This is a genomic window from Amycolatopsis keratiniphila, assembly GCF_000400635.2.
In the GTDB taxonomy this organism is placed as follows: Bacteria; Actinomycetota; Actinomycetes; order Mycobacteriales; family Pseudonocardiaceae; genus Amycolatopsis; species Amycolatopsis keratiniphila.
The window spans coordinates 2,502,007-2,525,992 of sequence record NC_021252.1 but is presented as its reverse complement, the minus strand read 5'-3'; the positions used below and the strand labels follow the sequence as shown (position 1 = coordinate 2,525,992).

Below are 23,986 nucleotides of genomic sequence, written 5' to 3'. Positions count from 1 at the left end.
CGGCATCAGCCGTCTTTCGCGTCTTGATCGCTCTCGTCCGGTGTGGCAGCCATGGCCTCGCGGAGGTCCGAGATCTCCTTCTCGAAGTCCTCGACCGAGGAGAAGGAGCGGTAGACACTGGCGAACCGGAGATAGGCGACGCCGTCGAGTTCGCGCAGGGGGCCCAGGATCGCCAGGCCGACCTCGTGACTCGGGATCTCCGCCAGCCCCGCCGACCGGATCGACTCCTCGACCCGCTGCGCGAGCTGCTGCAACGCGTCGTCGTCGACCGGCCTGCCCTGGCAGGCGCGGCGCACCCCCCGGACCACCTTGTCCCGGCTGAACTGCTCGGTGACCCCGGATCGTTTGACGACGGCGAGCACCATCGTCTCCGAGGTGGTGAAGCGCCGGCCGCAAGCGGCACAGGAGCGCCTCCGCCGGATCGCCTGACCCTCATCCACCTCTCGGGAGTCGACGACCCGAGAGTCCGCATGCCGGCAGAACGGGCACCTCATCCGCCGATCACCTTCCCCTCCGCGCCGGCCGGTCCCGAGTGGACGCCCGCCCCCGTCGCCACGCAACGACGGGAAAGATCGACATGTGGATCGATCTGTGGACATCCGGTGGGTGAACACCGGCCAGCTGTGGACAACTGGTACCGAGTCTACCCCAAGCTATGGACCAACTACAGCCATGTAACTACTACATATAGCGGTGGAGACTAGATCGCTGGTCGGACGCACGCAAGCGCAACCGGCGGGTCGATCAGACACGAAAGAGGAGCTCACCCACGACGGGTGAGAGCGTCCTCCGGGATCACCTCCCGCCTTCCGCGACCTCGGCCGCGACGGGGACCGTGAGCGGCAACCCGGGCACGAGGACGGCGTTTTCCAGGGAGTTGAGCTCCTTGATCCTGGCGACGACCGCGCCCGTGTCACTGCCTGGCGCGAATCGCGCCGCGAGATCCGTCAGCGTCTCGCCCGCGGAAACGGACACCGTGGTGGTCCGTTCGGGTACCGCGGCGCCGGGAGCGCCGGCCAAGAACAGACCCAATCCGGTGACGACCCCGGCGACGAGCAAGGCCATCCCGGCGAGCGAGGGCCACCTGAGCGGGAGCCGCCGCGGCGCCGGGCACGCCGGGGCGACGGTGGCGACGCCGGGGCGGCGGCCCGCCACGACCCGCGCCCTGGTCGGCGGACGCAGTGGCTCGGCACGCCTGCCCCGCACCACCCGCACGGGCCTGGTCGCCCCTGCCGGAACGGGCCCGGGGGAACTGGGCCGCACCAGTCCTCGATCGGCCAGAATCGACATCGGAACCTCCTCGCAGTCCTGCTGCACTCGCCGCCGGGCCGGGACCCGGCATCAAGATCGAACACGCGTTCTATCGAACGCCCGTGCGAATGTGTACCACCTCCCACCGACAAAAATCGAGCGACACGGCGTGTCCATCGAACAGATGTTTGAAATCGTCGTCCCGGCGGGCTAACGTCGTTGACCAGGGCGTCTGCTGCGCGGACGCCGCCGGTGCCGTGGGCGGGGAAGATCGTCCACCACCGGCGAAGACACGCGAAGTCGGTCCGGGCGACCGGACGTACTGGGAGGCGACGCAGGAGATGAAGGAGCGAGACGGTGGCTAAGGAGAGCAAGGCGGGGAACGCGCCTAGGGGCTCGGGCAAGGTGCGCGCCTTGCCCGAGGTCTACGAGGTGGACGAGACCCTGACCGTGCGGCAGCAGCAGGTGCTCGACGTGATCAAACTGTGGGTGAGCCGGTTCGGCTACCCGCCGAGTGTGCGTGAGATCGGCGAGGCGGTCGGGCTGACCTCCACTTCGTCGGTGTCGCACCAGTTGCAGGCCCTGCAGCGCAAGGGTTATCTGCGACGCGACCCGAACCGCCCGCGTGCGGTGGGGGTGCTCGCCACGACGGACGACAACCCGATGGGCATCGACGTCGAGCAGCCGCAGTCGGCCGCGAAGGCCGCGTACGTACCGCTCGTCGGCCGGATCGCGGCCGGTGGCCCGGTGCTGGCGGAGCAGGCGATCGAAGACGTCTTCCCGTTGCCGAGGGAGATCGTCGGCGAGGGTGAGCTGTTCCTGCTCAGCGTCACCGGTGACTCGATGGTCGACGCCGCCATCACCGATGGCGACTGGGTCGTCGTGCGCCAGCAGCCCACGGCGGACCCGGGCGAGATCGTGGCGGCGATGATCGACGGCGAAGCGACGGTCAAGACGTTCAAGCGCAAGGACGGCCACATCTGGCTGATGCCGCACAACGAGGCGTACGAGCCCATCCCGGGTGACGACGCCACGATCCTCGGCAAGGTCGTCGCCGTTCTTCGCAGGCTGTAGCCCCAAGCCGGAGCACGCCGGGATCCCGGGTCAGCCGACCCGGGTCAGGCTCGGCAGCTTCGGCAGCCCTTCCGCTTCTCGGTCAAGCGCGCCGCTTGCGCAGCCTGCCGACCAGGAGAAGGCCGCCGATCACGACGACCGCGGCGATACCGACCTGCACGTACGGGAAGTCGGACCCCTGGCCCGTGCCACCGGCCGCGGAGGTCCCGCCCGACGTGCTGCCCTCGGATTTCGCCGCGTCCACCGCGAGTGCGGCCGCGCCCTTCACCGCCCGGATCTGCTCGCCGACGCCCTCCCCGCCGGACAGCAGCGTCCCGTCCGGGTCGAAGGCGATCGCCTCGCCCTGTTTCTCGTTCGGCAGGGGCACGCGTACGGGCTCGCGCTGCAGCGCGCTCTTGAGATCCCCGTCGGTGACGGCGTAGAGGTAGGCGTCGGTGTAGGTGCGCAACGCGACCACCGAGCCGTCGGCCATCGACGCCGCGCCGGTGACGGTCATCGAACCGATCGACCCGACGGGCCCGCCGGGGGTCGAGGTCTCCTTGATCTGCAGTGACCCCACGCTCTCCAGCGGGGTCGGCCCGGGACTGGCGAGCGGCCCTGTCGGCCGGTACACCTTCGCGTCGCCGAAGACGTCTTTCGTGATCAGGTACGGCGCACCGGAGCGGTCCATGATCAGCGCCTCGACGTCGTGCTGCCCGTCGGGGTACGTGAGCCGGTGCAGCGTCGCTTTGCCTTGCGGCGTCAGCGAGATCAGCGCGACCGTGTCCCGCCGCTTGCGGTTGTCGCCGGTGTCGGAAAGCCAGAAGGTGCCGTCCGCCGTCCGGGCGAGGTCTTCGGGGTCGTACGGATCCGTGGCCGCCGAAATGACCTTCTGGACCTTGCAGTCGCGGCCGAGCACGAAGACCTGCGTCTTGGTCCCGCCGTCGTTGAGGGCGTACAGGTGCTCGCCGTCGGAAACCAGACCGGAGAGCTCGCTGAGCCGGGAGTCGCCGTTCTTGCACACCGGCTGCGGCGCCGGGACCTCCTGCGCCAAGGCGGGAGCCGTCCCGCCGATGAACGCCGCCAGCATGACCGCCGCCGCGACAATCCCCCGCACATCCACCTCCGTACCGTGGAACCCCTGAAGCCCCACACTACGGAGACGTGCGGGACGGCGCGCAGTTCGGTGCGGACGCCGAGATGGGGCGGAATGTCGCGAAGGCCACTTCCAGTGACCGGCCACGGTGCCCCAACGCCTGGGTACGTGAAGGCCCCCTTCATCGCGTCCAGCGCGATGAAGGGGGCCTTCACGTACTTGCCTACAGAGCCGAACCGTTCGTCTGGAAGTCGCTCAGCGCCGCGGCCAGCTCGGGCCTGCCGCGGACGACCAGCCGGGTACCGGTCTCGACGTGCTCTTCCTCCAGCACCTCACCGTCGGCGTGGGCGCGGGAGACGAGTTCGCCCCGCGAGTACGGGATCAGCACCTCGACCACGACCTCCGGCCTCGGCAGCCGCTCCGCGATCACCTCGGCCAGCTCGGTGATGCCGGTACCGGTCCGCGCCGACACCTGCACCGAACCGGCCATCTGGTGCCGCAACCGGGCCAGCGACACCTCGTCGGCGGCGTCGGCCTTGTTGATCACCAGCAGCTCCGGCGGGAGCGGCTCGGAACGGCGCTTCGTGATCTCGGCGAGCACTTCGCGCACCGCGTTGACCTGCTCTTCCGGCGTCGGGTCGGAACCATCGACGACGTGCACGAGCAGGTCGGCGCTCGCCGCCTCCTCCAGCGTCGACCGGAACGCGTCCACCAGCTGGTGCGGCAGGTGCCGGACGAAACCGACGGTGTCGGTCAGCGTGTAGGTGCGGCCGTCGGGCGTCTGCGCCCGCCGGGTCGTCGGATCCAGCGTGGCGAACAGCGCGTCCTCGACCAGCACCCCGGCGCCGGTCAGCGCGTTGAGCAGGCTCGACTTGCCGGCGTTGGTGTAGCCGACGATCGCGACGCTCGGCACCTCGTTGGCCACCCGGCGACCGCGTTTGGTCTCGCGGATGGTGTCCATCGCGGCGATCTCGCGGCGCAGCTTGGCCACGCGCTTGTTGATCCGGCGGCGGTCGGTTTCGAGCTTCGTCTCACCGGGACCGCGCAGACCCACACCACCGTTGGCGCCGCCCGCCCGGCCACCGGCCTGCCGGGACAGCGCCGCACCCCACCCGCGGAGCCGCGGGATCAGGTACTGCAGCTGGGCCAGCTCGACCTGCGCCTTGCCCTCCTTGGAGCGGGCGTGCTGCGCGAAGATGTCGAGGATCAGGGCGGTGCGGTCGATGACCTTCACCTTGACCTTCTCCTCCAGCTGGCGCAGCTGGCCGGGCGAGAGCTCACCGTCGCAGATCACCGTGTCGGCCCCGGTGGCCGCCACGATCCCGCGCAGTTCCTTGACCTTGCCCGAGCCGATGTAGGTGGCGGGATCCGGGCGGATCCGCCGCTGCACCAGGCCTTCCAGCACCTCGGAGCCCGCCGTTTCGGCGAGCCGGGCGAGTTCGGCGAGCGAGGCCTCGGACTGGAGGGCGCTGCCCTCGGTCCACACACCGACCAGAACGACGCGCTCCAGGCGCAACTGCCGGTATTCGACCTCGGTGACATCCGCGAGTTCGGTGGACAGGCCCGCTACCCGGCGGAGCGAGGCGCGGTCCTCGAGCTCCAGTTCGCCGGTCGAAGGGTCCATGTCGTTCAGATCGTTGTGTGTCAGTTCCGTCATCGTGCCTCCATGGTCCCACGTTTCGGCGGCGGGACCGAATTCATTACCTGCTGGGATACTTCGACAGGTAGATGGCCGTGCGTTTCGCTTCCGGGTCGACCGGCCGTGCCATGAAGTCGTCGACGAGCTCCATCAGCCGCGTTTCGAACTCGGTGATCTGCTCGTCGGGCACCTGGACGACCAGGCGCGTCTGCTGCACCTCGTCGAATCCCACATCGGCGATCTCGGCCAGATATGCCTCGAAGATCGCCTGATCGATCCCCCTGTCGCGGGAATCAAGATGCCACGACAACCCGGTCGAGCGATACGGAATTTCTTTCGCACCGCGCGTGCCGCGTCGCGGCGGGAGCGCTTCGAGGAACCCCGTGTCGACGAGTTTGCGCACGTGGTGCAGCGTCGTCGCCGGGTCGCGATCGAGCCGTTCGGCGAGCTCCTTGTTGGTCAGCGCCTCGGAATAGGTCAACCGGATGATGCGCAGCCTTATTCCGGAGGCCATCGCGGCGATCTCGGCCTCGGTGGCGGCGCGTCGTGGAGTGGGCACCAGGACAGCCTAAAGCCGAAAGTGATTGACAGTTTCCAATCACTCGCGCCAAGGTGGCGTCGTGCGCAGAGACTCCCTCTTCTTCCACGCGGACTTCCGGCGGCTCTGGGCGGGTGACACGGCCAGCCAGGTGGGTGCCTTCGCCGGCCACACCGTGATTCCCCTGCTCGCGGCCACCGTGCTGGCCGCGACCCCATTCGAGATGGGGCTGCTGACCGCGGCCGAGACCATCGCGTTCCTGATCATCGGGCTGCCCGCCGGGGTGTGGGTCGACCGGATGCGACGCCGGGTCTTGATGCTGCGGGCCGACGTCGTGCGCGCCGCGCTGCTCTTCAGCATTCCGCTGGCGTGGTGGGCGGGGATCCTGTCGCTGACGCAGCTGGTCATCGTCGCCACGCTCGTCGGCGTCGCGACGGTGTTCTTCGACGTCGCCTACCAGTCGTATCTGCCGTCGCTGGTCGGCCGCGAGCACCTCCTCGAAGGCAACGCGAAGCTCCAGGCGAGTCAGTCGGTCGCGTTCCTGACCGGGCCGGGCATCGGCGGCGGGCTCGTGCAGCTGGCGGGCGCCGCCAACGCCGTGCTGATGACCGGCATGGGCTTCCTGACCTCGGCGCTGTGCCTGCTGCGGATCCGCACCGTCGAGGAGATTCCCGAACACCACGAGGACGCGAAGCTGCTCCCTCAGATCGTCGAAGGACTGCGATTCGTGTTCACCGACGCGGCTTTGCGCTCCATCGTCGCCTGCACCGCGACCGCGAACCTGTTCAACGGCGCCTTCACCGCGGTGGAGATCCTGTTCCTGCACCGGGAGCTGGGCCTGTCACCCGCGGTCGTCGGCGTCGTACTGGCGACCGGTGGCGTGGGCGGGATCATCGGGGCGATCCTCGCCGGGCGGATCACCCGGCGGATCGGACAGGCACGGTCGATCTGGTTCGTCCCGCTGCTGACGTGGCCGTTTCAGCTGCTGCTCCCGCTCGCCGCGCCGGGCTGGCGGATCGTGCTGTTCCCCGCGGCGCTGGCGATCGCGGGGTTCGGGATCATCGTCTACAACGTCGCGCAGGTCTCGTATCGGCAGGCCGTCTGCCCGGACCGGCTGCTCGGCCGGATGAACGCCAGCGTGCGTTTCGTGGTGTGGGGGATGTTGCCGTTGGGAGGGCTGATCGGCGGCGTATTGGGCGAGGCGATCGGGATCCGGGGGACGCTGTGGTTCGTCGCGGTCGGCGAGACGGCCGCGCTGCTGTGGGTGGTCTTCTCGCCGATCCGGAAGCTTCGCGACCTTCCGAAGGAGCCGATCGCGGTCGGCTAACCGAGCCCGGCCCACCAGGTTTCGTCGAGTTCCCCTCGGGCGACGATCTCCGCCGGGCCGGTCAGCGTGGACCCGCCGCGACGGACCTCCACCACCACGCGGCCGCCGGGGATGTCGACGGTCGCCTCACCGGTGTCGGTGCCCGCGAGGTGCAGGGCCGCGGCGACCGCGGCGACCGTGCCGGTGCCGCAGGACCGCGTCTCGCCGACGCCGCGTTCGTGGACACGCATCTTCAGCACGCCCTCGCCCAGCAGGTTGATGAACTCGAGGTTCACGCCGTCGGGGAACACGTCGGAGTCGAAGTCGGGCTGGTCGCGCAGGTCGAGCACGTCGACGTCGTCGTCGACGACCGACACCAGGTGCGGGTTGCCGACGTTCACCGCGACCCCGGAGAACGGCTTGCCCGCGACCACGGTGACCGACGTGCCGGTGATCGTCGCCGGACCCATCTGCACGGTCACCGAGCCGTCGGCGTGCATCCGCACCGGACGGTCTCCGGCACGGGTGCCGATGACGAAGTCGCGTTCGGGCACCAGCCCGGAATCGACGAGGTGGCGGACGAAGACCCGGACGCCGTTGCCGCACATCTCCGCGATGGACCCGTCGGCGTTGCGGTAGTCCATGAACCATTCGCCGCCGGACTCGGCACCCAGTGCGGCCGACCGCACGATCCGGAGCACACCATCGGCGCCGAGACCGCGCTGACGGTCGCACAACGCGGCCACCCGCGCTTCGGTCAGATCGAGGCGGCCGTCGGGGTCGGGAAGCAGCACGAAATCGTTCTGTGTGCCGTGTCCCTTGAGGAATTCGATGCCGCCCATGGCGCCAAGATTACTGGGCCACCGCTTCGAGGACGCGCTCGGCCAGCCGCTCCGAACCGCCGTCGAACCACTGGATGCGCTTGTCCCGCCGGAACCAGGAACGTTGCCTCCGCACGAACCTCCGGGTGGCCTGTGCGGTGGCCGCCGACGCGGCCGCGAAGTCACCGTCGCCGTCGAGCGCGGCGATCACTTGTTGGTAGCCCAACGCCCTCGATGCGGTGAGCCCGTCACGGAGTCCTTGGCCCAGCAACGTCCGGACCTCGTCGACGAGCCCGGCTTCGAACATGAGCTCCACGCGGCGGTCGACGCGGGCGTCGAGTTCCGCCGGTTCGCGGTCGATGCCGATCAAAACCGTGTCGTAGCGCGCGGGCCCCGGTTTCGGCAGGTTCGCCGAGAACGGTTCGCCGGTGATCTCGATGACCTCCAGCGCGCGCACGATCCGGCGGCTGTTGGTCGGCAGGATGGCCGTGGCGGCGACGGGGTCCAGTTCCGCGAGCCGGGCGTGCATCGCGGGGACGCCGATTTCGTCGGTCTCGGCGGTCAGCCGGGCGCGCACATCCGGATCGGTGCCCGGGAATTTGAGGTCGTCGAGCACGGCTTGGACGTAGAGGCCCGACCCGCCGGTGAGGATCGGCACGCGGCCGGCATCGAGGAGTTCTTCGACGCGCTGACGCGCATCGCGCTGATAGGCGGCGACGGACGCCGTCTCGGTGACGTCGAGGACGTCGAGCAGGTGATGCGGCACGCCGCGCCGCTCCTCGACGGTCGCCTTGGCCGTCCCGATGTCCATCCCGCGGTAGAGCTGCAGCGCGTCGGCGTTGACGACCTCACCCCCGAGGGTGAGGGCGAGTTCGACCGCCAGTGCGGTCTTCCCGGTCGCCGTGGGTCCGACGACCGCGACCGGCCGGATCACGCGTGGTCCCAGACCGCGACGTGGTAGCCCACGCCGAACGGCGCGGCCGAGTAGAGGACCTCGGCGGTCCAGTCGCCGTCCGCCAGACCGGCGAGGACCTGCCAGGGCGCGCGGCCGCCGGCCCCGAGCTCGGCGGCCAGTGCGGGGTCGAGCGCGGCCAGCGCTCCCGTGTCGGCCTTGGCCAGGGCGTCGCGGATCCCGGCGTCGAACCCTTCCGCGCGCGCGTCCTCGCCGCCGGGGGAACGGGGGCCGTGCCTGCTCGAACCGTCGCCGAGAATGAGCACGGCGGGGTGGTCTCCCACCGCGCGGGCGAACTGTCCGCACTGGTCGGAGGGGGTGGCGGGCTCCACGAGATGGACTCGGACGGAGGACGCGCCGGCCTGTTCACGTAGCCAGCCGGCGACGAGCGCGGGCAACGGCAGCTCGGTTTCGGGCGCCGTCACCCGGCTGAGTGAGACTCCGAGGTCGACGCCGAAACCGCGGAAAGAGCCGCTCGCGTGTTCCGGCACTTCGGGCGCACCGGCGGCCGCGCCGACGACGACCCAGTCCGGTGAGGCACTGGTCAGGCGCCTCGCCGCGGCGAGGCAGGCTTCGCGCAGCTCGGCGCACTCGTCTGCCGCTCCGGCGGCCAGTTCGGGGATGAGCAGCGGGGGTTGCGGGAGCACGGCGACACGGCGGATCACGGCCGCCGACGTTACCTTCCCCGCCATCCACGACCCGCAACCGACCGACACGGAGGGTCCTCCGGAAGTAGGATCACTGCCCTCTGGTGGTTCATCCGGTTCCACGGTGGACGCTGAGCTGCTTGAATGCCGCAAGGGGCTGATGCCCCGGAAGCAAGACGGCAACGCATTACCCGGCCCCGTCGCTAGGCGGGGCGCCCGCGCCAGCGGGCGTACAGGCGATAAGGAGCCTGCGATGGCCCAGGAGAACACGTCCACCGGTACCCCGGCACCGCACCCGGTACCGCACGCGCTCGGTGGCGGGCATCCCGCACCCCCCGTGCCGCCCGCCGAGCCCAGCCCGTCCGCTTGGGGCAGGGTCGACGAAGAAGGAACGGTCTACGTCACCACACCCGACGGCGAACGCGCGGTCGGTGTCTGGCAGGCCGGGAGCCCGGACGAGGGTCTGCTCCACTACGCGCGCCGCTTCGACGACCTGCGCACCGAGGTCGAGCTGCTGGAGACCCGGCTGGAGTCCGGCGCGGGCGACCCGAAGCACGCGCTGGCGACGGCCACGCAGCTGCGTGACGGCCTCGCCGAAGCCGCCGTCGTCGGCGACATCGCCGCGCTGAGCGGCCGCATCGAACAGGTCATCGCCCACGCCGAGAAGGCGCTGGCCTCGGCCAAGCAAGAGCGTGAGGAGGCCCGCGCGGCCGCCGTCGTCCGCAAGCAGGCCCTCGCCGACGAGGCCGAGAAACTCGCCGCCGAGTCGACGCAGTGGAAGGCCGCCGGAGACCGGCTGCGCGCGATCCTGGACGAGTGGAAGACCGTCAAGGGCGTCGACCGCAAGACCGACGACGAGCTGTGGAAGCGGTTCTCCAAGGCCCGTGAGGCGTTCAACCGCCGCCGAGGCTCGCATTTCGCCGAGCTCGACAAGCAGCGCGCGGGTGCCAAGCACCGCAAGGAAGAGCTGATCGCCGAGGCGGAATCGCTCTCGGAGTCGTCGGACTGGGGCGAGACGGCGGGTCGCTACAAGGACCTGATGACCGAGTGGAAGGCCGCCGGCCGCGCCCCCAAGGACAGCGACGAAGCGCTCTGGCAGCGGTTCCGCGCCGCGCAGGACAAGTTCTTCGCCCGGCGGTCCGCGGTGTTCTCCGAGCGGGACGCCGAATTCGCGACCAACGCGCAGCAGAAGGAAGAACTCCTCGTCGAGGCCGAGAAGATCGACCCCGCGGCGAACCTGGACGCGGCGAAGCAGCACATGCGCCGCATCCAGGACCAGTGGGACGAGATCGGCAAGGTCCCGCGCGAGCGCATCCGCGAGCTGGACGGGCGCCTGAAGGCCGTGCAGGACGCGATCAAGTCGGCCGAGGACAGCAAGTGGCGACGGACCGACCCCGAGGCTCAGGCCAGGGCGGCGCAGTTCCGCGAGCGGGTCGAACAGTTCGAGTCGCAGGCGGCCAAGGCCCGTGCGGCGGGCGACGAGCGGCGTGCGAAGAAGGCGGACGAGCAGGCCGCGCAGTGGCGTGAGTGGCTCGAGGCGGCGGAAGCGGCCATCGCGGACCGGTAGGTCTTCGGCGTTCTGTAGTGCCATGAAAGGTCCTTTCCTTGCAAAATTTGCAAGGAAAGGACCTTTCATGGCGTTCGGGGGGACGACTCACGCGTCACTCCACTGTGGAGGGATGGCTAGCACCTTCGTGCGTATTCGAGCGCTCTCCGCGCTCAACCGTGGTCGACTTCGATCATGAACCAGACACTGATTCCCCCAGTACGCCGGGCGTTCGCCGCCCTGGCGATCAGTTGTGCTCTGGTGGCCGGGCTCGCCCCGGCCGCGTCGGCGACGGCCGCCCCGGCACCGGCCCCGATCTCCGCCGAAGCGGGCAAGAAGAAGGTCAAACTCGACGCCTCGCTCAGCAAGAAGCAGGTCAAGGTCAACGAAAAGGTCACACTCAAAGGGACGCTGCAGGCCGCGGAAGGCGCCGACGGCACGGACAGCCTCGAAGCGATCATCGTGCAGCAGCTTCAGGGCAGCGTGTGGGTGAACATCGCCGACACCACCTGCCGTCCGAACTCGACGTTCTCCCTGAAGCTGAGCTTCTCCTTCAGCGCGGTGGTCACGCTGAGGGCCTACCACCCCGAAACGACGCTCTACGCGAGCGCGTACACGTCCAGCAACCTCACCTTGCGGGTCGGCTAGCTGCGGGAGAAGGCCGCACGCATCCAGTAGACGGCCAGCGCGACGGTGGCGATCCAGGCGACGATCAACCCGAAGCCCGGACCGCCACCGGCCGCGCCGGTCGCGTTCGAGGACTGCTGTGACCAGATCGCGAGCATCCCGTCGACGGAGGCGAACCAGCCGCCCGCGGCGCAGACCCAGGCCAGCCACCAGCGCCGGGTCACCAGCGTGACGGCGCCGACGAACACCCCGATCCCGGTGGAGGTCGCGGCGAACAGCTGCGGGATCCCGCCGCCCCGGCCGAGCAGCACCTCCCAGCCGGCGTGCTCGCCGACCCAGGGCAGCAGCTGGGCGATCAGCAGCACGAACACCAGCACGGCGATGGTGAATCCGCGCCTGCCCAGCTCGATCGTCTTGGCCGCGCGCTCACCGACCTCGTCGATCTCGGCGGCGAGTTCGTCGATCTTCGGTTCGGTCACAGTGCACACCCGCTCACCGGTTCCGGCGTGACGGCCGGGGCGCCGAAGCCCGGCAGGCCCAGCGTCACGCCGTTGGTCTTCGGCCGCAGCCCGGCCTCGGAGTTGTCGCCCGCCTTGGTGCGGCGGTGCGAAAGCAGGTCGCCGTCGGCGACGAGGTGGTGCGGCGCGCCGTAGGTCACCACGGTCTCGACGACGTCGCCGGGCCGCACCGAGCGGTCCACCAGCGGCCCCGTCGGCGTGAAGTGGACGAGCCTGCCGTCACGGGCGCGGCCGCTCATCCGCTGCGTCTCGGTGTCCTTGCGGCCCTCGCCGGAGGCCACCAGCAGCTCGACCCGCCGTCCGACGATCTTCTTGTTCTCGTCCCAGGAGATGTCGTTCTGCAGTTTCACGAGCCGCTCGTAGCGCTCCTGCACGACCTCCTTCGGCAGCTGCCCGTCCATCTCGGCGGCGGGCGTGCCCGGCCGGATCGAGTACTGGAAGGTGAACGCGCTGGAGAAGCGCGCCTGCGCGACGACGTCGAGCGTCGCCTGGAAGTCTTCCTCGGTCTCGCCGGGGAAGCCGACGATGATGTCGGTGGTGATCGCGGCGTCGGGCATGGACTCGCGCACGCGGTCGAGGAGCTTGAGGTAGCGCGCCGACCGGTACGACCGCTTCATCTCGCGCAGCACCCGGTCCGAACCGGACTGCAGCGGCATGTGCAGCTGGTGGCACACGTTCGGGGTCTCGGCCATCGCGTCGATGACGTCCTCGGTGAACGCCGCCGGATGCGGCGAGGTGAACCGGACGCGCTCCAGCCCGTCCACCGAACCGCAGGCGCGCAGCAGCTTCCCGAACGCGAGCCGGTCGCCGAATTCGACGCCGTAGGAGTTCACGTTCTGGCCGAGCAAGGTCACTTCCAGCACGCCTTCGGCGACGAGCGCCTCGACCTCGGCCAGGATCTCGCCGGGACGGCGGTCGCGTTCCTTGCCGCGCAGCGCCGGGACGATGCAGAAGGTGCAGGTGTTGTTGCAGCCGACCGAAATCGACACCCAGCCCGCGTACGCCGAGTCGCGCTTCGCCGGGAGCGTCGAGGGGAAGGTCTCGAGCGATTCGAGGATCTCGACCTCGGCCTCGGCGTTGTGCCGCGCGCGCTCCAGCAGCGTCGGCAGCGAACCGATGTTGTGCGTGCCGAAGACGACGTCCACCCAGGGCGCGCGCTTGACGATCTCGCCGCGGTCCTTCTGCGCGAGGCAGCCGCCGACGGCGATCTGCATGTCCGGCTTCGCGGTCTTCTGCGGGCGCAGATGGCCGAGGGTGCCGTACAGCTTGTTGTCCGCGTTCTCCCGCACCGCGCAGGTGTTGAACACGATCAGGTCGGGTGTGGCCTCGCCGTCACCCGGGACGTAGCCGGCGTCCTCGAGCTGCCCGGCAAGACGTTCGGAGTCATGCACGTTCATCTGGCAGCCGAAGGTGCGGATCTGGTAAGTGCGCGCGCTCATCTCGCCTTCGAGGGTACGCGGGCGGGGTTCCATGGCACGATCGACCCTCATGAGGAGACCAGGGGTGCTGGCGGCGGTGATCGCCGTGGTCTGTGCCCTGGTCGCCGGGTGCGGGCCGGATCTGTCCGGGACGAAGGTGCGGATCGCGGCGGGTCTCAACGGGGGCGTCTACGACAAACTGGCCGAGGCGCTGGCCGACGCGTGGGCCGCGCAACTGGACACCGAGCGGCCCGTGATCCAGGAGACCCAGGGCTCGCCCGACAACGTCGGACGGGTGCGGGCGGGGAAGGCCGACGTCGCGTTCGTGGCGGCCGACGTGGCCGCCGACGACACCGCCGGGCTGGCCGCGCTGGCCCGCGTGCACGACGACTACCTGCACGTCATCGTGCGGGCCGACTCGTCGATCAAGTCGTTCGCGCAGTTGCGCGGCCACAAGGTCGCGATCGGCTCGCCGGACTCGGGGGTCGAGTTCCTCTCGAAGCAGCTGCTGAAGGCGGCCGGGCTGACCGGCGCGATCGACCGGCGCAACCTGGGCCTTCCCGAGGCGCTGCCCGCGCTGGAGAACCGGCAGATCGACGCCGTCATCTGGTCGGGTGGCCTGCCGACGCCGTCGATCACCGAGAAGGTGCACACGGTCGGCCTTCGGCTGCTCGACATCACCGATCTCGCGGACGCGCTGCGGGCCACCAGCCCGGTGTACCGGACGGCGACCATCCCGGTGACCGCCTACAACCTGCCGTCGCCGGTGACGACGCTCGTGCTGCCGAACTTCCTGGTGGTGCCCACGTCGATGCGCGACGACGTCGCCGAGGCGCTGGTGCGCGGGCTGTTCGACGCGCGGGATCAGCTGGTCAAGGCGGCCGGGGCGGCGTTGTCGATCGACGTCCATCCCGCCATCGAGACCGCTCCACTGCCGCTGCACCCTGGGGCGCTGCGTTACTTCAGGTCAATCAAGGATTAGAGGCAGGGTCACGGTCACCTGAAGACCGCCGCCTTCGGGTGAACCGAGCCGCAGCGAACCGTCCGATCGGGCCAGGATCTCGGTGACGATCGCCAGGCCGAGGCCGGAGCCGGGCACGTTCTGATGCGCGGTGCTGCGCCAGAACCGGTCCGCCGCGCGGTCCAGTTCGTCGTCGCGCAGGCCGGGGCCGTGGTCGCGGACGGCGATGTCCACCTTCCCGTCCGCGGTCGTGACGTCGACCCGCACCTCGGTCCCCGGTTCGGTGAATTTGAGCGCGTTGTCCAGGAGGGCGTCGAGGACCACTTCGAGGCCGCGCGCGGGCGCGAGCACCCTCAGCCCGCCGCCCAGCCCGGACGCGACCAGCGTGATGTCGCGCGCCGCGCCGACGACGGTCCAGTCGGCGACCCGGGCGCCCACCGTCTCGTCGAGGCCGACCGGCACCAGTTCGCCGCCCGAGGATTCGGCCCTGGCCAGCGAAAGGAGCTCGTCGAGGATCTGGTTGAGCCGTCGCGCGTCGACGAGGGCGGCTTCGAGATCCGCCGCGGCCAGGTCGTCGTCGACGTGCCCGTCGAGGTTGCCGAGCCGGATCTTCAACGCGGTCAACGGGTTCCGCAGCTGGTGGGAAGCGTCGGCGACGAACGCGCGCTGCGCCGACAGCGCCTCGTCGACGCTGGCGGCCATCCGGTCGAAGGAGCGTTCGAGCTGCCGCAGTTCCGGCGGGCCGCCCGTCTCCCCCACCCGTTTGACCTCGCGGCCGCTGACCACGGCGGCGACCAGCTCGCCGGTGGCGTCGTCGAGCCGCCGGACCGGGCGCAGGATCCAGCGCACCACCGGCACCGCGACCAGCAGCGCGAGGCCGAACGCCAGCACCCCGCCCGCCGCGATGAGCAGCCACCACCACAGCAGTTCGGTCCGCGCCTTGTCCGTCGAGGACACGGTGATCACCGCGCCCCGCACCTCGCCGTCGATCAGGATCGGCTCGGCCAGCACCAGCGGCTCGGTGGCCCACGGCATCAGCAGCGGCCCGGGTTCCGAACGCCGCCCGGCCAGCGCCTGCTGCAGATGCGAGGCGATGACGGGATCCTTGAGGTCGATCCCGTCCGTCTCCCCCGGCCCCCTGGCGACGGATTCGCCGTCCTGGTCGACGATCGCCACCGGCACCCCGTACACCTCGGTGTAGCGGCGGAGCTCGTCCTCGATCAGGTCCGGCCGGTTCTCCACCAGCGGCCGCTGGGCCAGCGACGCGAACCGGGAGGTGTCGGTGAGCCGGTCGAGGAAGAGGTCGAGCTGCGCGCTGGCCGCCACGCTGAGCGAGAGCGGGATGCCGAGGCCGAACACGAGCGCCGCGACCAGCGTCAGCACGATCGCCTGGAGCCGGACGCGCACCGGCTCAGCCCTCCTCGGCCGGGGCGTAGGCGCCGCCGAGGCGGTACCCGACGCCGCGGACCGTCTCGATCAGCGCGGGCCTGCCCAGTTTGGTCCGCAGGGTGGCGACGTGGACGTCGAGCGACCGGCTCTCCGCCGGGCCGCGATGCCCCCAGACCTCGTTCAGCACGTGGTCACGGGCGCAGACCGCGCCGCGGGCGGTGACCACCAGCGCGAGCACCTGGAATTCCTTGCGGGACAACGAAACCGGCTGCCCGTCGACCTGCACCTCATGCCGCCCGATATCGACCGAGACATCACCCGCCCGGATGACACCCGCCGGCTCGGGCGCGGCAGGCCGCTCCCCGCGGCGACGGCGCACGGCCTCGACGCGGGCGACCAGTTCGTCGACGTCGTAGGGCTTCACCAGATAGTCGTCGGCGCCGGACCGCAACCCCTGGATCCGGTCGTCGACCTCGCCCCGCGCCGAAACGACGATCACCGCGACGTCGCTGACCGCGCGGATCCGGCGGCACAGCACGATCCCGTCGATATCGGGGAGCCCCAGGTCGAGCAGCACGACGTCGACCTCGTGCACCAGATCGAGCACCCCGGCGCCGGAGGCCAGGCGTTTGATCGTCAGGCCGCGCCGGGTCAGCGCGGGCGTCAAGGCGCCCGCGACCCGGTCGTCGTCCTCCACCAGCAGTACCCGCACCCGTGTTTTCCCTTTCACGCCGTCCCCGCACCGCGACGAGGTGAAGAACGACTCTATGGGGTGAGTCACCCCTCGCGCTGCCCGTACCGGTGGGCCGTCCGGCCGAGTGAGGGATCCGTCGCGAGCGGTAATGGTCACGATGCGTCACAGATCTCGTGTGACCCCGGTTACGAGGCACCCCCGCTTTGTCTAGGCTGATCAGCGCCGGACGGAGGTGGACCGGGGCCGTCCGGTGGCTTGAGAACGATACGGACTTGAAACCCTAAGTATTGGTCAAGCCGTCTTTACAAGCGGTCCGACGGGAGTAGGTTTCCGCCATCGCGTGGTGCCTGACCCCGCAGTCCCCTGCAAACGAACGCTCCTGGAGGCCAGATGACCGCGGAGGTGGCGGCGCCGATGATCAAGGCGGCCGCCGTGAACAAGTACTTCGGCGACCTGCACGTGCTCAAGGAGATCAACCTCGAGGTGCCGCGTGGGCAGGTCGTGGTCGTGCTCGGGCCGTCCGGGTCTGGCAAGTCGACGCTGTGCCGGGCGATCAACCGGCTGGAACCCATCAACTCGGGTGAGATCGCGGTGGACGGCGTTCCGCTGCCCGCCGAGGGGAAGGCGCTGGCCGCGCTGCGCGCCGACGTCGGCATGGTGTTCCAGTCGTTCAACCTGTTCGCGCACAAGACGATCGTCGAGAACGTCATGCTCGCGCCGATGAAGGTCCGCAAGGTCAACTCGGCCGAGGCCCGCAAGACCGCGATGGACCTGCTCGAACGTGTCGGCATCGCCAACCAGGCCGACAAGTACCCCGCCCAGCTCTCCGGCGGGCAGCAGCAGCGGGTGGCGATCGCCCGCGCGCTGGCCATGCGCCCCAAGGTGATGCTGTTCGACGAGCCGACCTCGGCGCTGGACCCGGAGATGGTCCAGGAGGTCCTCGACGTGATGACCACGCTCGCCAAGGACGGGATGACGATGCTCGTCGTCACCCACGAGATGGGCTTCGCGCGGCGCGCGGCGAACCGGGTGGTGTTCATGTCCGACGGCGAGATCGTCGAGGATTCCACCCCGGACGACTTCTTCACCAAGCCGAAGACGGATCGCGCCAAGGACTTCCTCGGCAAGATCCTGACCCACTGAGGTCTTCCCCGCCGGCCGGTATGGCTGGACAAGATTCGGAAGGAAACTGAGAACAATGCGGTTGAACCGAGTTCTGCGAATGAGCGCGGCCGTCGTGGCGGCCGGTCTCGCCCTCTCCGCCTGTGGCGGCGGCGGGTCGGACGCCGGCAGCGGCTCCAGCGGCGCCAAGAACGTGGTGGCGAAGGCCAAGAACGACAAGAAGCTGACCATCGGCATCAAGTTCGACCAGCCCGGTCTCGGCCAGAAGCAGGCGGACGGCACCTACGCCGGATTCGACGTCGACGTGGCGAAGTACATCGCCAAGGAGCTCGGCGTCGAAGAGTCGGGGATCACCTGGAAGGAAGCGCAGTCCGCGCAGCGCGAGGACCTGATCAAGAAGGGTGAGGTCGACTTCATCGTCGCCACCTACTCGATCACCGACAAGCGCAAGAACGAGGTCTCCTTCGCGGGCCCGTACTTCATCGCCCACCAGGACCTGCTGGTGCGCGCCGACTCCACCGACATCACCGGCCCGGAGTCGCTGACCGGCAACAAGAAGCTCTGCTCGGTCAAGGGTTCGACCCCAGCGCAGAACGTCAAGGAGAAGTACGCCAAGGACGTTCAGCTCCAGGAAGTCGGCAAGTACACCGACTGCGTCACCTCGCTGCTGAACAAGACCGTCGACGCGATGACCACCGACGACGTCATCCTGGGCGGCTACGCCGCGCAGCAGCCCGGCAAGCTGAAGCTGGTCGGCAAGGGCTTCACCGACGAGAAGTACGGTGTCGGCCTGAAGAAGGACGACGCCGAGAGCATCACCGCGATCAACAACGCGATCAAGAAGATGCAGCAGGACGGCGCCTGGAAGGCCGCCCTGGAGAAGAACGTCGGCCCGTCGGGCTACAAGATCCCGGAGCCCCCGGCCATCTCCTGATCCCAGGCTCGCTGAGCCGCTGAACTGAAGGAATCGAACGGTGCGCCGTGTACCGCGGCGCACCGTTCCCATACCGAGGCTGGGTTGAGCACCTTGTTCGATTTCCTCGACAATCCCAATTACGACTTGCTCGGCGCCTTCTGGATGACGATCAAGCTGACCTTCTTCTCCGCCATCGGTTCCCTGATCTGGGGCACCATCCTGGTGGGGATGCGGGTCAGCCCGGTTCCGATCATGCGGGCGTTCGGCACCGCCTACGTCAACATCTTCCGGAACACCCCGCTGACGGTGATCATCGTCTTCACGTCGCTGGGACTGTCCTCCACCCTGGGGATCAACCTGGCCTCGGCGGACTCGACGACGTCGTTGGACGACAACGCCTTCCGGCTCGCGATCCTCGGCTTCGTCGCCTACACCGCCACGTTCGTCTGTGAATCGCTGCGATCGGGTATCAACACCGTCCCGGTAGGCCAGGCGGAGGCGGCCCGCGCGCTGGGCCTCGGCTTCTTCCAGGTGCTGACGCTGATCGTGCTGCCGCAGGCGTTCCGATCGGTGATCGCACCGCTGACCAACGTGATGATCGCGTTGCTGAAGAACACCACGGTCGCGTCGATCATCGGTGTCGCCGAAGCGTCACTGCTGATGTCGGACATGGTAGAGAACGAGTCCGACTCTCTGCTGCTGGTCTTCCTCCTGTTCGCCGTCGGGTTCGTCGTCCTGGTCCTCCCCCTCGGCCTGCTGCTGGGCTGGGTCGCCAAGAAGGTCGAGGTCAAGCGATGAGCGCGCAGACCGTTCTCTATGACATCCCCGGGCCGAAGGCGCGGGCACGGAACTGGCTCTACACGATTCTTTTCATCCTCGTCCTGGCACTGGCCGCGTACTACGTCTACGTGGGTTTCGACGAGAAGAACCAGTGGGCCGGCGCACTGTGGGATCCCTTCCTCAAGGGCTCCACCTGGTCCGAGTTCATCGTGCCCGGCCTGCTCAACACCCTGAAGGCCGCGGCGCTGTCGATCGTGATCGCGCTGCCGATCGGTGCCCTGCTGGGCATCGGCCGGTTGTCGGAACACAAGTGGATCCGGGTCCCGGTCGGCGCGGTCGTCGAATTCTTCCGGGCGATCCCGGTGCTGCTGCTGATGGTCTTCGCCGCGGCGTTCTACGCGTTCTACACCGACATCGACGCCGAGATCCGCCCGCTGTTCGCCGCGGTGACGGGACTGGTGCTCTACAACGGTTCGGTCATGGCCGAGGTGTTCCGTGCGGGCATCCTGTCGCTGCCCAAGGGCCAGGGTGAGGCCGCGTCCGCGCTGGGCATGCGCAAGACCCAGATCATGATGACCGTCCTGCTGCCGCAGGCGGTCACCCTGATGCTGCCCGCGCTGGTGAGCCAGCTGGTGGTCATCCTCAAGGACACCGCGCTGGCCGGTCAGCTGACCATCGGCTTCAACGAGCTGATCCGGAGCACCGGGCCGCTCACCGGTCTCTACGGCAACACGATCCCGACGCTGATCGTCGTCGCGATCATCTTCATCGTGCTGAACCTGATTCTGACGAAGTTCGCGAGCTGGCTGGAGAACAAGCTGGCCCGGCGGAAGAAGGCTCCCAAGGGCGCCAAGCCGGTGCACTCCGCACCGTCCAGCGTCGTCATGCAGCGCGACGACGCGAGCGGTGGGGCTCTGTAGCTCCGTAAGTACATGAAGGCCCCCTTCCTTGCGCCTAGGTACAGGAAGGGGGCCTTCTTGTACTTCGAGATAGGCCTCTTGGTCCTGTCGGGACAGCAGCCGCTCGGCTAGCGTCGGCCGTATGGCGGACCAGGTCACGACGCTGCTCGAAGCGCTGCCGGACCTGGCGGGCAGGGCGGTCCTGGTCGTCGGGTGCGGCGATGGCCGCTATCCGCGCCTGTTGCGACGAGAGGGCGCGCGCCGTGTGGTCGGCGTCGACGCCGACCAGGCCTTGATCGCGGCCGCCCAACGCGAAGAGGAACGCGACCCCGTCGGGATCTCCTACGAGGTCCACCAGCTAGGCCGGCTGCCGGTGATGGGCGCCTTCGACGTCGTGCTGGCCTTTCTGGACTCCCCCGCCCATCTCGGTCGCGTCGCCGGGAGCCTGGTGACGGGCGGGCTGCTCGTGGTCGTCGCCACGAACGGGCTCAACCTGGAAGAAGGACTGCGGGACAACGGTTTCCAGGACCTCGTCCTGCGCCGCCACGAGAGCGGCGACGTGCACAGCGCCCGCAAGACGGGCTGAGTCGCGCACCCTGGTGTCGAGCCAGGCTGGCCGGGGCTATGAATCCCGGCCGGTCGCCGGACCGTGCGCGTCTGGCGGTATGGGACACACGGACCCCACACCGCCGCACCGGTACGACGGAACAGGTTTCCCCGCCGTGCCGGGGCGTAGCGCGTGTGGGAGTCGAACCCACGTCACCGGGGTGAAAACCCGGTATCCCTTCCGCTGGACCAACGCGCCTTGGCCTGGAACACAGTCCGGCACGCATGCGCACCGGACTGCTTCGTTCCAGAAATCAGGGTCACCGAAAAGAAAAGCCGCCCGGTTCGGTTTCCCGAGGGGCGGCTCCACGTACGCGACGTCCGGCTAGGACGGCGGCGTGGAGCCGTGTTTCTCTTCCATGCCAAGGAACATGGCGTAACAACGTCGCGTCATGTGTCCTCCTTGGTCGGTGTGCGGTAAGTGTGGGACAGGCGAGTGAGTGGGTGCAACCGATTAAAGCCGTGAAGGCCTCCTTTCCTACTCTCAGGGTAGGGAAGGAGGCCTTCACGGACTTCCTCGTGGCTACTTGTCCCGCCGGAACAGCTTGTTCCCCAGCCACACGATGGGGTCGTACTTCCGGTCCGCGACGCGTTCCTTCATCGGGATCAGCGCGTTGTCGGTGATGTGGATGCCCTCCGGGCACACGTCCGAGCAGCACTTGGTGATGTTGCAGTACCCGAGCCCGTGCTCCTCCTGCGCCTCGTCACGCCGGTCGGCGACGTCGAGGGGGTGCATTTCGAGTTCGGCGATCCGCATCAGGTACCGGGGCCCGGCGAAGGCCTCCTTGTTCTCCTCGTGGTCACGCACCACGTGGCAGGTGTTCTGGCACAGGAAGCACTCGATGCACTTGCGGAACTCCTGCGAGCGCTCGACGTCCACCTGCTGCATCCGGTACTCCCCCGGCTTCAGCTCCGGGGGCGGCGTGAACGACGGGATCTCGCGGGCCTTGGTGTAGTTGAACGACACGTCGGTCACCAGGTCGCGGATCACCGGGAACGTCCGCATCGGCGTCACGGTGATGACCTCGTCCTCGGTGAAGGTCGACATCCGCGTCATGCACAGCAACCGCGGTTTGCCGTTGATCTCCGCCGAACACGAGCCGCATTTGCCCGCCTTGCAGTTCCACCGCACCGCCAGATCCGAAGCCTGGGTGGCCTGCAACCGGTGGATGATGTCGAGGACGACCTCGCCCTCGTTGACCTCGACGCTGTAGTCCTGCAGCTCACCCGAATCGGCGTCGCCGCGCCAGACCCGGAAACTCGCCTTGTAGCTCATGCCGGACTCCCGGGGTGCGAAGCCAGTTCTTCGTCGGTGTAGTACTTCCCCAGCTCGGACAGTTCGAACAGCTCCAGCAGGTCCTGCCGCAACGGGACCTGGGCCTTGACCTCGATGCCGATCTCCGGCACCACCGGGTTGTCGCCCGGCGTGGCCGAGCAGACCAGGAGTTTGTTGCGCCACTGGGAGTCCATGCCCGGGTGATCGTCCCGCGTGTGCCCGCCCCGGCTTTCGGTCCGCATCAGCGCGGCCCTGGCGACGCATTCGCTGACCATCAGCATGTTCCGCAGGTCGACGGCGAGATGCCAGCCGGGGTTGAACTGCCGGTGCCCTTCGACGGTGACCCGCTTGATCCGCTCGCGCAGCTCCCCGAGCTTCTCCAGCGCCCGCTCGATCTCCTCCGCCTTGCGGATGATGCCGACCAGGTCGTTCATCGACTGCTGCAGTTCGGTGTGCAGGCTGTACGGGTTCTCCTCGACGCCGTCACCCGGCGGGTCGAACGGCGCGAGCGCCATCGCCGCGGCGGCGTCCACATCGGACTGACTGACCTTCGGGCGATCCTTCAGGTCCGCGACGTAGGACGCGGCGCCGAGGCCGGCGCGGCGGCCGAAGACGAGCAGGTCCGACAGTGAGTTGCCGCCGAGCCGGTTCGAGCCGTGCATCCCGCCCGAGCATTCACCGGCGGCGAACAGCCCGGGCACGCTCGACGACGCGGTGTCCGGGTCGACCTCGATCCCGCCCATCACGTAATGACAGGTGGGTCCGACCTCCATCGGTTCCTTCGTGATGTCGACGTCGGCGAGTTCCTTGAACTGGTGGTACATCGACGGCAGCCGCTTGCGGATCTCCTCCGCGGGCAGCCTGCTGGCGATGTCGAGGAAGACCCCGCCGTGCGGCGATCCGCGGCCCGCCTTGACCTCCGAGTTGATCGCGCGCGCCACCTCGTCGCGCGGCAACAGATCCGGGGTGCGCCGGTTGTTGTCGGCGTCGGTGTACCAGCGGTCGGCTTCTTCTTCGCTGTCCGCGTACTGGCCCTTGAAGACCTCGGGTACGTACTCGAACATGAACCGCTTGTCCTCGGTGTTCTTGAGGACCCCGCCGTCACCGCGGACGCCTTCGGTGACCAGGATCCCCTTCACACTCGGCGGCCAGACCATGCCTGTCGGGTGGAACTGGACGAACTCCATGTTGATGAGCTTCGCCCCGGCCCGCAGCGCCAGCGCGTGCCCGTCACCGGTGTACTCCCACGAGTTCGAGGTGACCTTGAAGGATTTCCCGATGCCGCCGGTGGCCAGCACCACCGCCGGCGCCTCGAACAGGATGAACCGGCCGCTCTCACGCCAATACCCGAAGGCACCGGAGATCCGGCCGTCTTCGGTGAGCAGCTCGGTGATCGTGCATTCGGCGAAGACCTTGATCCTCGCCTCGTAGTCGCCGGTCTCCTTGAAGTCCTCTTGTTGCAGCGAAACGATTTTCTGCTGCATCGTGCGGATCAGTTCGAGCCCGGTGCGGTCGCCGACGTGCGCCAGCCTCGGATACGTGTGCCCGCCGAAGTTGCGCTGGCTGATCCGGCCGTCGGCGGTGCGGTCGAACAGCGCGCCGTAGGTCTCCAGTTCCCAGACCCGGTCCGGCGCCTCCCTCGCGTGGAGTTCCGCCATCCGCCAGTTGTTGAGGAACTTCCCGCCACGCATGGTGTCGCGGAAGTGCACCTGCCAGTTGTCGTTCGAGTTCGCGTTGCCCATCGACGCCGCGCAGCCGCCTTCGGCCATCACGGTATGCGCCTTGCCGAAGAGCGATTTGCACACCACCGCGACGCTGAAGCCGCGTTCACGGGCTTCGATGACCGCGCGGAGGCCGGCACCGCCGGCACCGATCACCACCACGTCGTAGCTGAGCCGTTCGACCTCGGTCATGAAAAGAGCCACCTCAAA

General features: G+C 68.8%; 24 protein-coding genes and 1 tRNA gene. 10 read left to right on the top strand and 15 right to left on the bottom strand.

The window, feature by feature from the left end:
* Positions 1-5 precede the first annotated feature (5 nt).
* Positions 6-494 (bottom strand): transcriptional regulator NrdR, encoded by a 489-nt coding sequence (nrdR, locus tag AORI_RS52800; protein ID WP_034311932.1) that lies wholly within the window; start codon positions 492-494, stop codon positions 6-8.
* A 301-nt stretch (positions 495-795) separates the two neighbouring features.
* A complete protein-coding gene (locus tag AORI_RS84250) occupies positions 796-1,290 on the bottom strand; it encodes a LysM peptidoglycan-binding domain-containing protein (protein ID WP_016332735.1) in 495 nt (164 codons plus the stop codon).
* Between the two features lie 318 nt (positions 1,291-1,608).
* Here AORI_RS84250 and lexA point away from each other — a divergent pair, with 318 nt between their 5' ends.
* On the top strand, positions 1,609-2,325 hold the full coding sequence (gene lexA / locus AORI_RS52790; RefSeq protein WP_037343289.1) for a transcriptional repressor LexA: 717 nt from the start codon (positions 1,609-1,611) through the stop codon (positions 2,323-2,325).
* Between the two features lie 82 nt (positions 2,326-2,407).
* Here lexA and AORI_RS52785 read toward each other — a convergent pair whose 3' ends face one another.
* The 3 genes from AORI_RS52785 to AORI_RS52775 all read right to left on the bottom strand — a co-directional run bounded on the left by AORI_RS52785 (position 2,408) and on the right by AORI_RS52775 (position 5,598).
* Positions 2,408-3,421: an SdiA-regulated/phytase-like domain-containing protein gene (locus AORI_RS52785; protein ID WP_016332734.1), complete on the bottom strand. Its 1,014-nt coding sequence runs from the start codon at positions 3,419-3,421 to the stop codon at positions 2,408-2,410.
* A gap of 202 nt (positions 3,422-3,623) precedes the next feature.
* The gene (hflX, locus tag AORI_RS52780) at positions 3,624-5,057 is read right to left on the bottom strand and encodes a GTPase HflX (RefSeq protein ID WP_016332733.1); all 1,434 of its coding nucleotides are present in this window, start codon (positions 5,055-5,057) and stop codon (positions 3,624-3,626) included.
* Between the two features lie 43 nt (positions 5,058-5,100).
* Positions 5,101-5,598: an ArsR/SmtB family transcription factor gene (locus AORI_RS52775; RefSeq protein ID WP_016332732.1), complete on the bottom strand. Its 498-nt coding sequence runs from the start codon at positions 5,596-5,598 to the stop codon at positions 5,101-5,103.
* A gap of 61 nt (positions 5,599-5,659) precedes the next feature.
* Between AORI_RS52775 and AORI_RS52770 the strand changes: the two genes are divergently transcribed.
* Positions 5,660-6,904 carry an MFS transporter gene (locus AORI_RS52770; protein WP_016332731.1) on the top strand — a complete coding sequence of 415 codons (1,245 nt, stop codon included), beginning with the start codon at positions 5,660-5,662 and terminating at the stop codon, positions 6,902-6,904.
* Here AORI_RS52770 and dapF read toward each other — a convergent pair.
* Genes dapF through AORI_RS52755 form a run of 3 tightly spaced genes read right to left on the bottom strand, consistent with a single transcriptional unit; the run spans position 6,901 to position 9,321 of the window.
* Positions 6,901-7,725 carry a diaminopimelate epimerase gene (gene dapF, locus AORI_RS52765; protein ID WP_016332730.1) on the bottom strand — a complete coding sequence of 275 codons (825 nt, stop codon included), beginning with the start codon at positions 7,723-7,725 and terminating at the stop codon, positions 6,901-6,903. The two genes, AORI_RS52770 and dapF, sit on opposite strands and share 4 nt — an antisense overlap.
* 10 nt (positions 7,726-7,735) lie before the next feature.
* On the bottom strand, positions 7,736-8,638 hold the full coding sequence (miaA, locus tag AORI_RS52760) for a tRNA (adenosine(37)-N6)-dimethylallyltransferase MiaA (protein ID WP_016332729.1): 903 nt from the start codon (positions 8,636-8,638) through the stop codon (positions 7,736-7,738).
* On the bottom strand, positions 8,635-9,321 hold the full coding sequence (locus tag AORI_RS52755) for a class III extradiol dioxygenase subunit B-like domain-containing protein (protein ID WP_043848692.1): 687 nt from the start codon (positions 9,319-9,321) through the stop codon (positions 8,635-8,637). The genes miaA and AORI_RS52755 overlap by 4 nt, the downstream gene beginning before the upstream one ends.
* A 235-nt stretch (positions 9,322-9,556) precedes the next feature.
* Between AORI_RS52755 and AORI_RS52750 the strand changes: the two genes are divergently transcribed.
* Positions 9,557-10,870: a DUF349 domain-containing protein gene (locus tag AORI_RS52750; RefSeq protein WP_016332727.1), complete on the top strand. Its 1,314-nt coding sequence runs from the start codon at positions 9,557-9,559 to the stop codon at positions 10,868-10,870.
* Positions 10,871-11,044: 174 nt separating this feature from the next.
* Positions 11,045-11,497, top strand: coding sequence for a hypothetical protein (locus AORI_RS52745; RefSeq protein ID WP_016332726.1), 453 nt, complete (start codon positions 11,045-11,047; stop codon positions 11,495-11,497).
* Here AORI_RS52745 and AORI_RS52740 read toward each other — a convergent pair.
* Both AORI_RS52740 and miaB read right to left on the bottom strand, forming a co-directional pair.
* Positions 11,494-11,955 carry an Rv2732c family membrane protein gene (locus AORI_RS52740; RefSeq protein ID WP_016332725.1) on the bottom strand — a complete coding sequence of 154 codons (462 nt, stop codon included), beginning with the start codon at positions 11,953-11,955 and terminating at the stop codon, positions 11,494-11,496. The genes AORI_RS52745 and AORI_RS52740 overlap by 4 nt on opposite strands.
* Entirely contained in the window at positions 11,952-13,466 is a 1,515-nt protein-coding gene (miaB, locus tag AORI_RS52735; protein WP_016332724.1) for a tRNA (N6-isopentenyl adenosine(37)-C2)-methylthiotransferase MiaB, read from the bottom strand. The genes AORI_RS52740 and miaB overlap by 4 nt, the downstream gene beginning before the upstream one ends.
* 16 nt (positions 13,467-13,482) lie before the next feature.
* Here miaB and AORI_RS52730 point away from each other — a divergent pair, with 16 nt between their 5' ends.
* On the top strand, positions 13,483-14,394 hold the full coding sequence (locus AORI_RS52730; protein ID WP_123798361.1) for a TAXI family TRAP transporter solute-binding subunit: 912 nt from the start codon (positions 13,483-13,485) through the stop codon (positions 14,392-14,394).
* Here AORI_RS52730 and AORI_RS52725 read toward each other — a convergent pair.
* Together AORI_RS52725 and AORI_RS52720 are read right to left on the bottom strand one after the other, a co-directional pair.
* The gene (locus AORI_RS52725; RefSeq protein WP_016332722.1) at positions 14,380-15,780 is read right to left on the bottom strand and encodes a sensor histidine kinase; all 1,401 of its coding nucleotides are present in this window, start codon (positions 15,778-15,780) and stop codon (positions 14,380-14,382) included. The two genes, AORI_RS52730 and AORI_RS52725, sit on opposite strands and share 15 nt — an antisense overlap.
* Positions 15,781-15,784: 4 nt before the next feature.
* Positions 15,785-16,474 (bottom strand): response regulator transcription factor, encoded by a 690-nt coding sequence (locus AORI_RS52720; protein ID WP_016332721.1) that lies wholly within the window; start codon positions 16,472-16,474, stop codon positions 15,785-15,787.
* 396 nt (positions 16,475-16,870) lie between these two features.
* Between AORI_RS52720 and AORI_RS52715 the strand changes: the two genes are divergently transcribed.
* The 5 genes from AORI_RS52715 (at position 16,871) to AORI_RS52695 (ending at position 20,759) form a co-directional block, all read left to right on the top strand.
* Positions 16,871-17,599 (top strand): amino acid ABC transporter ATP-binding protein, encoded by a 729-nt coding sequence (locus AORI_RS52715; RefSeq protein ID WP_007029281.1) that lies wholly within the window; start codon positions 16,871-16,873, stop codon positions 17,597-17,599.
* A 79-nt stretch (positions 17,600-17,678) separates the two neighbouring features.
* Positions 17,679-18,512: a glutamate ABC transporter substrate-binding protein gene (locus tag AORI_RS52710; RefSeq protein WP_016332720.1), complete on the top strand. Its 834-nt coding sequence runs from the start codon at positions 17,679-17,681 to the stop codon at positions 18,510-18,512.
* An 84-nt stretch (positions 18,513-18,596) separates the two neighbouring features.
* A complete protein-coding gene (locus tag AORI_RS52705) occupies positions 18,597-19,292 on the top strand; it encodes an amino acid ABC transporter permease (RefSeq protein WP_016332719.1) in 696 nt (231 codons plus the stop codon).
* Complete coding sequence (locus tag AORI_RS52700) at positions 19,289-20,194, top strand: amino acid ABC transporter permease (RefSeq protein WP_016332718.1); 906 nt, start codon at positions 19,289-19,291, stop codon at positions 20,192-20,194. The genes AORI_RS52705 and AORI_RS52700 overlap by 4 nt, the downstream gene beginning before the upstream one ends.
* Before the next feature lie 121 nt (positions 20,195-20,315).
* Positions 20,316-20,759, top strand: coding sequence for a class I SAM-dependent methyltransferase (locus AORI_RS52695; protein WP_016332717.1), 444 nt, complete (start codon positions 20,316-20,318; stop codon positions 20,757-20,759).
* A gap of 147 nt (positions 20,760-20,906) precedes the next feature.
* On the opposite strand, the gene AORI_RS52690 is transcribed toward AORI_RS52695, so the two are convergent.
* The 3 genes from AORI_RS52690 to AORI_RS52680 all read right to left on the bottom strand — a co-directional run bounded on the left by AORI_RS52690 (position 20,907) and on the right by AORI_RS52680 (position 23,968).
* A tRNA-Glu gene (locus tag AORI_RS52690) sits at positions 20,907-20,978 on the bottom strand.
* A 324-nt stretch (positions 20,979-21,302) separates the two neighbouring features.
* Positions 21,303-22,055 (bottom strand): succinate dehydrogenase/fumarate reductase iron-sulfur subunit, encoded by a 753-nt coding sequence (locus AORI_RS52685; RefSeq protein ID WP_005164720.1) that lies wholly within the window; start codon positions 22,053-22,055, stop codon positions 21,303-21,305.
* Positions 22,052-23,968, bottom strand: coding sequence for a fumarate reductase/succinate dehydrogenase flavoprotein subunit (locus AORI_RS52680; protein ID WP_016332716.1), 1,917 nt, complete (start codon positions 23,966-23,968; stop codon positions 22,052-22,054). The genes AORI_RS52685 and AORI_RS52680 overlap by 4 nt, the downstream gene beginning before the upstream one ends.
* Between the last annotated feature and the right edge of the window lie 18 nt (positions 23,969-23,986).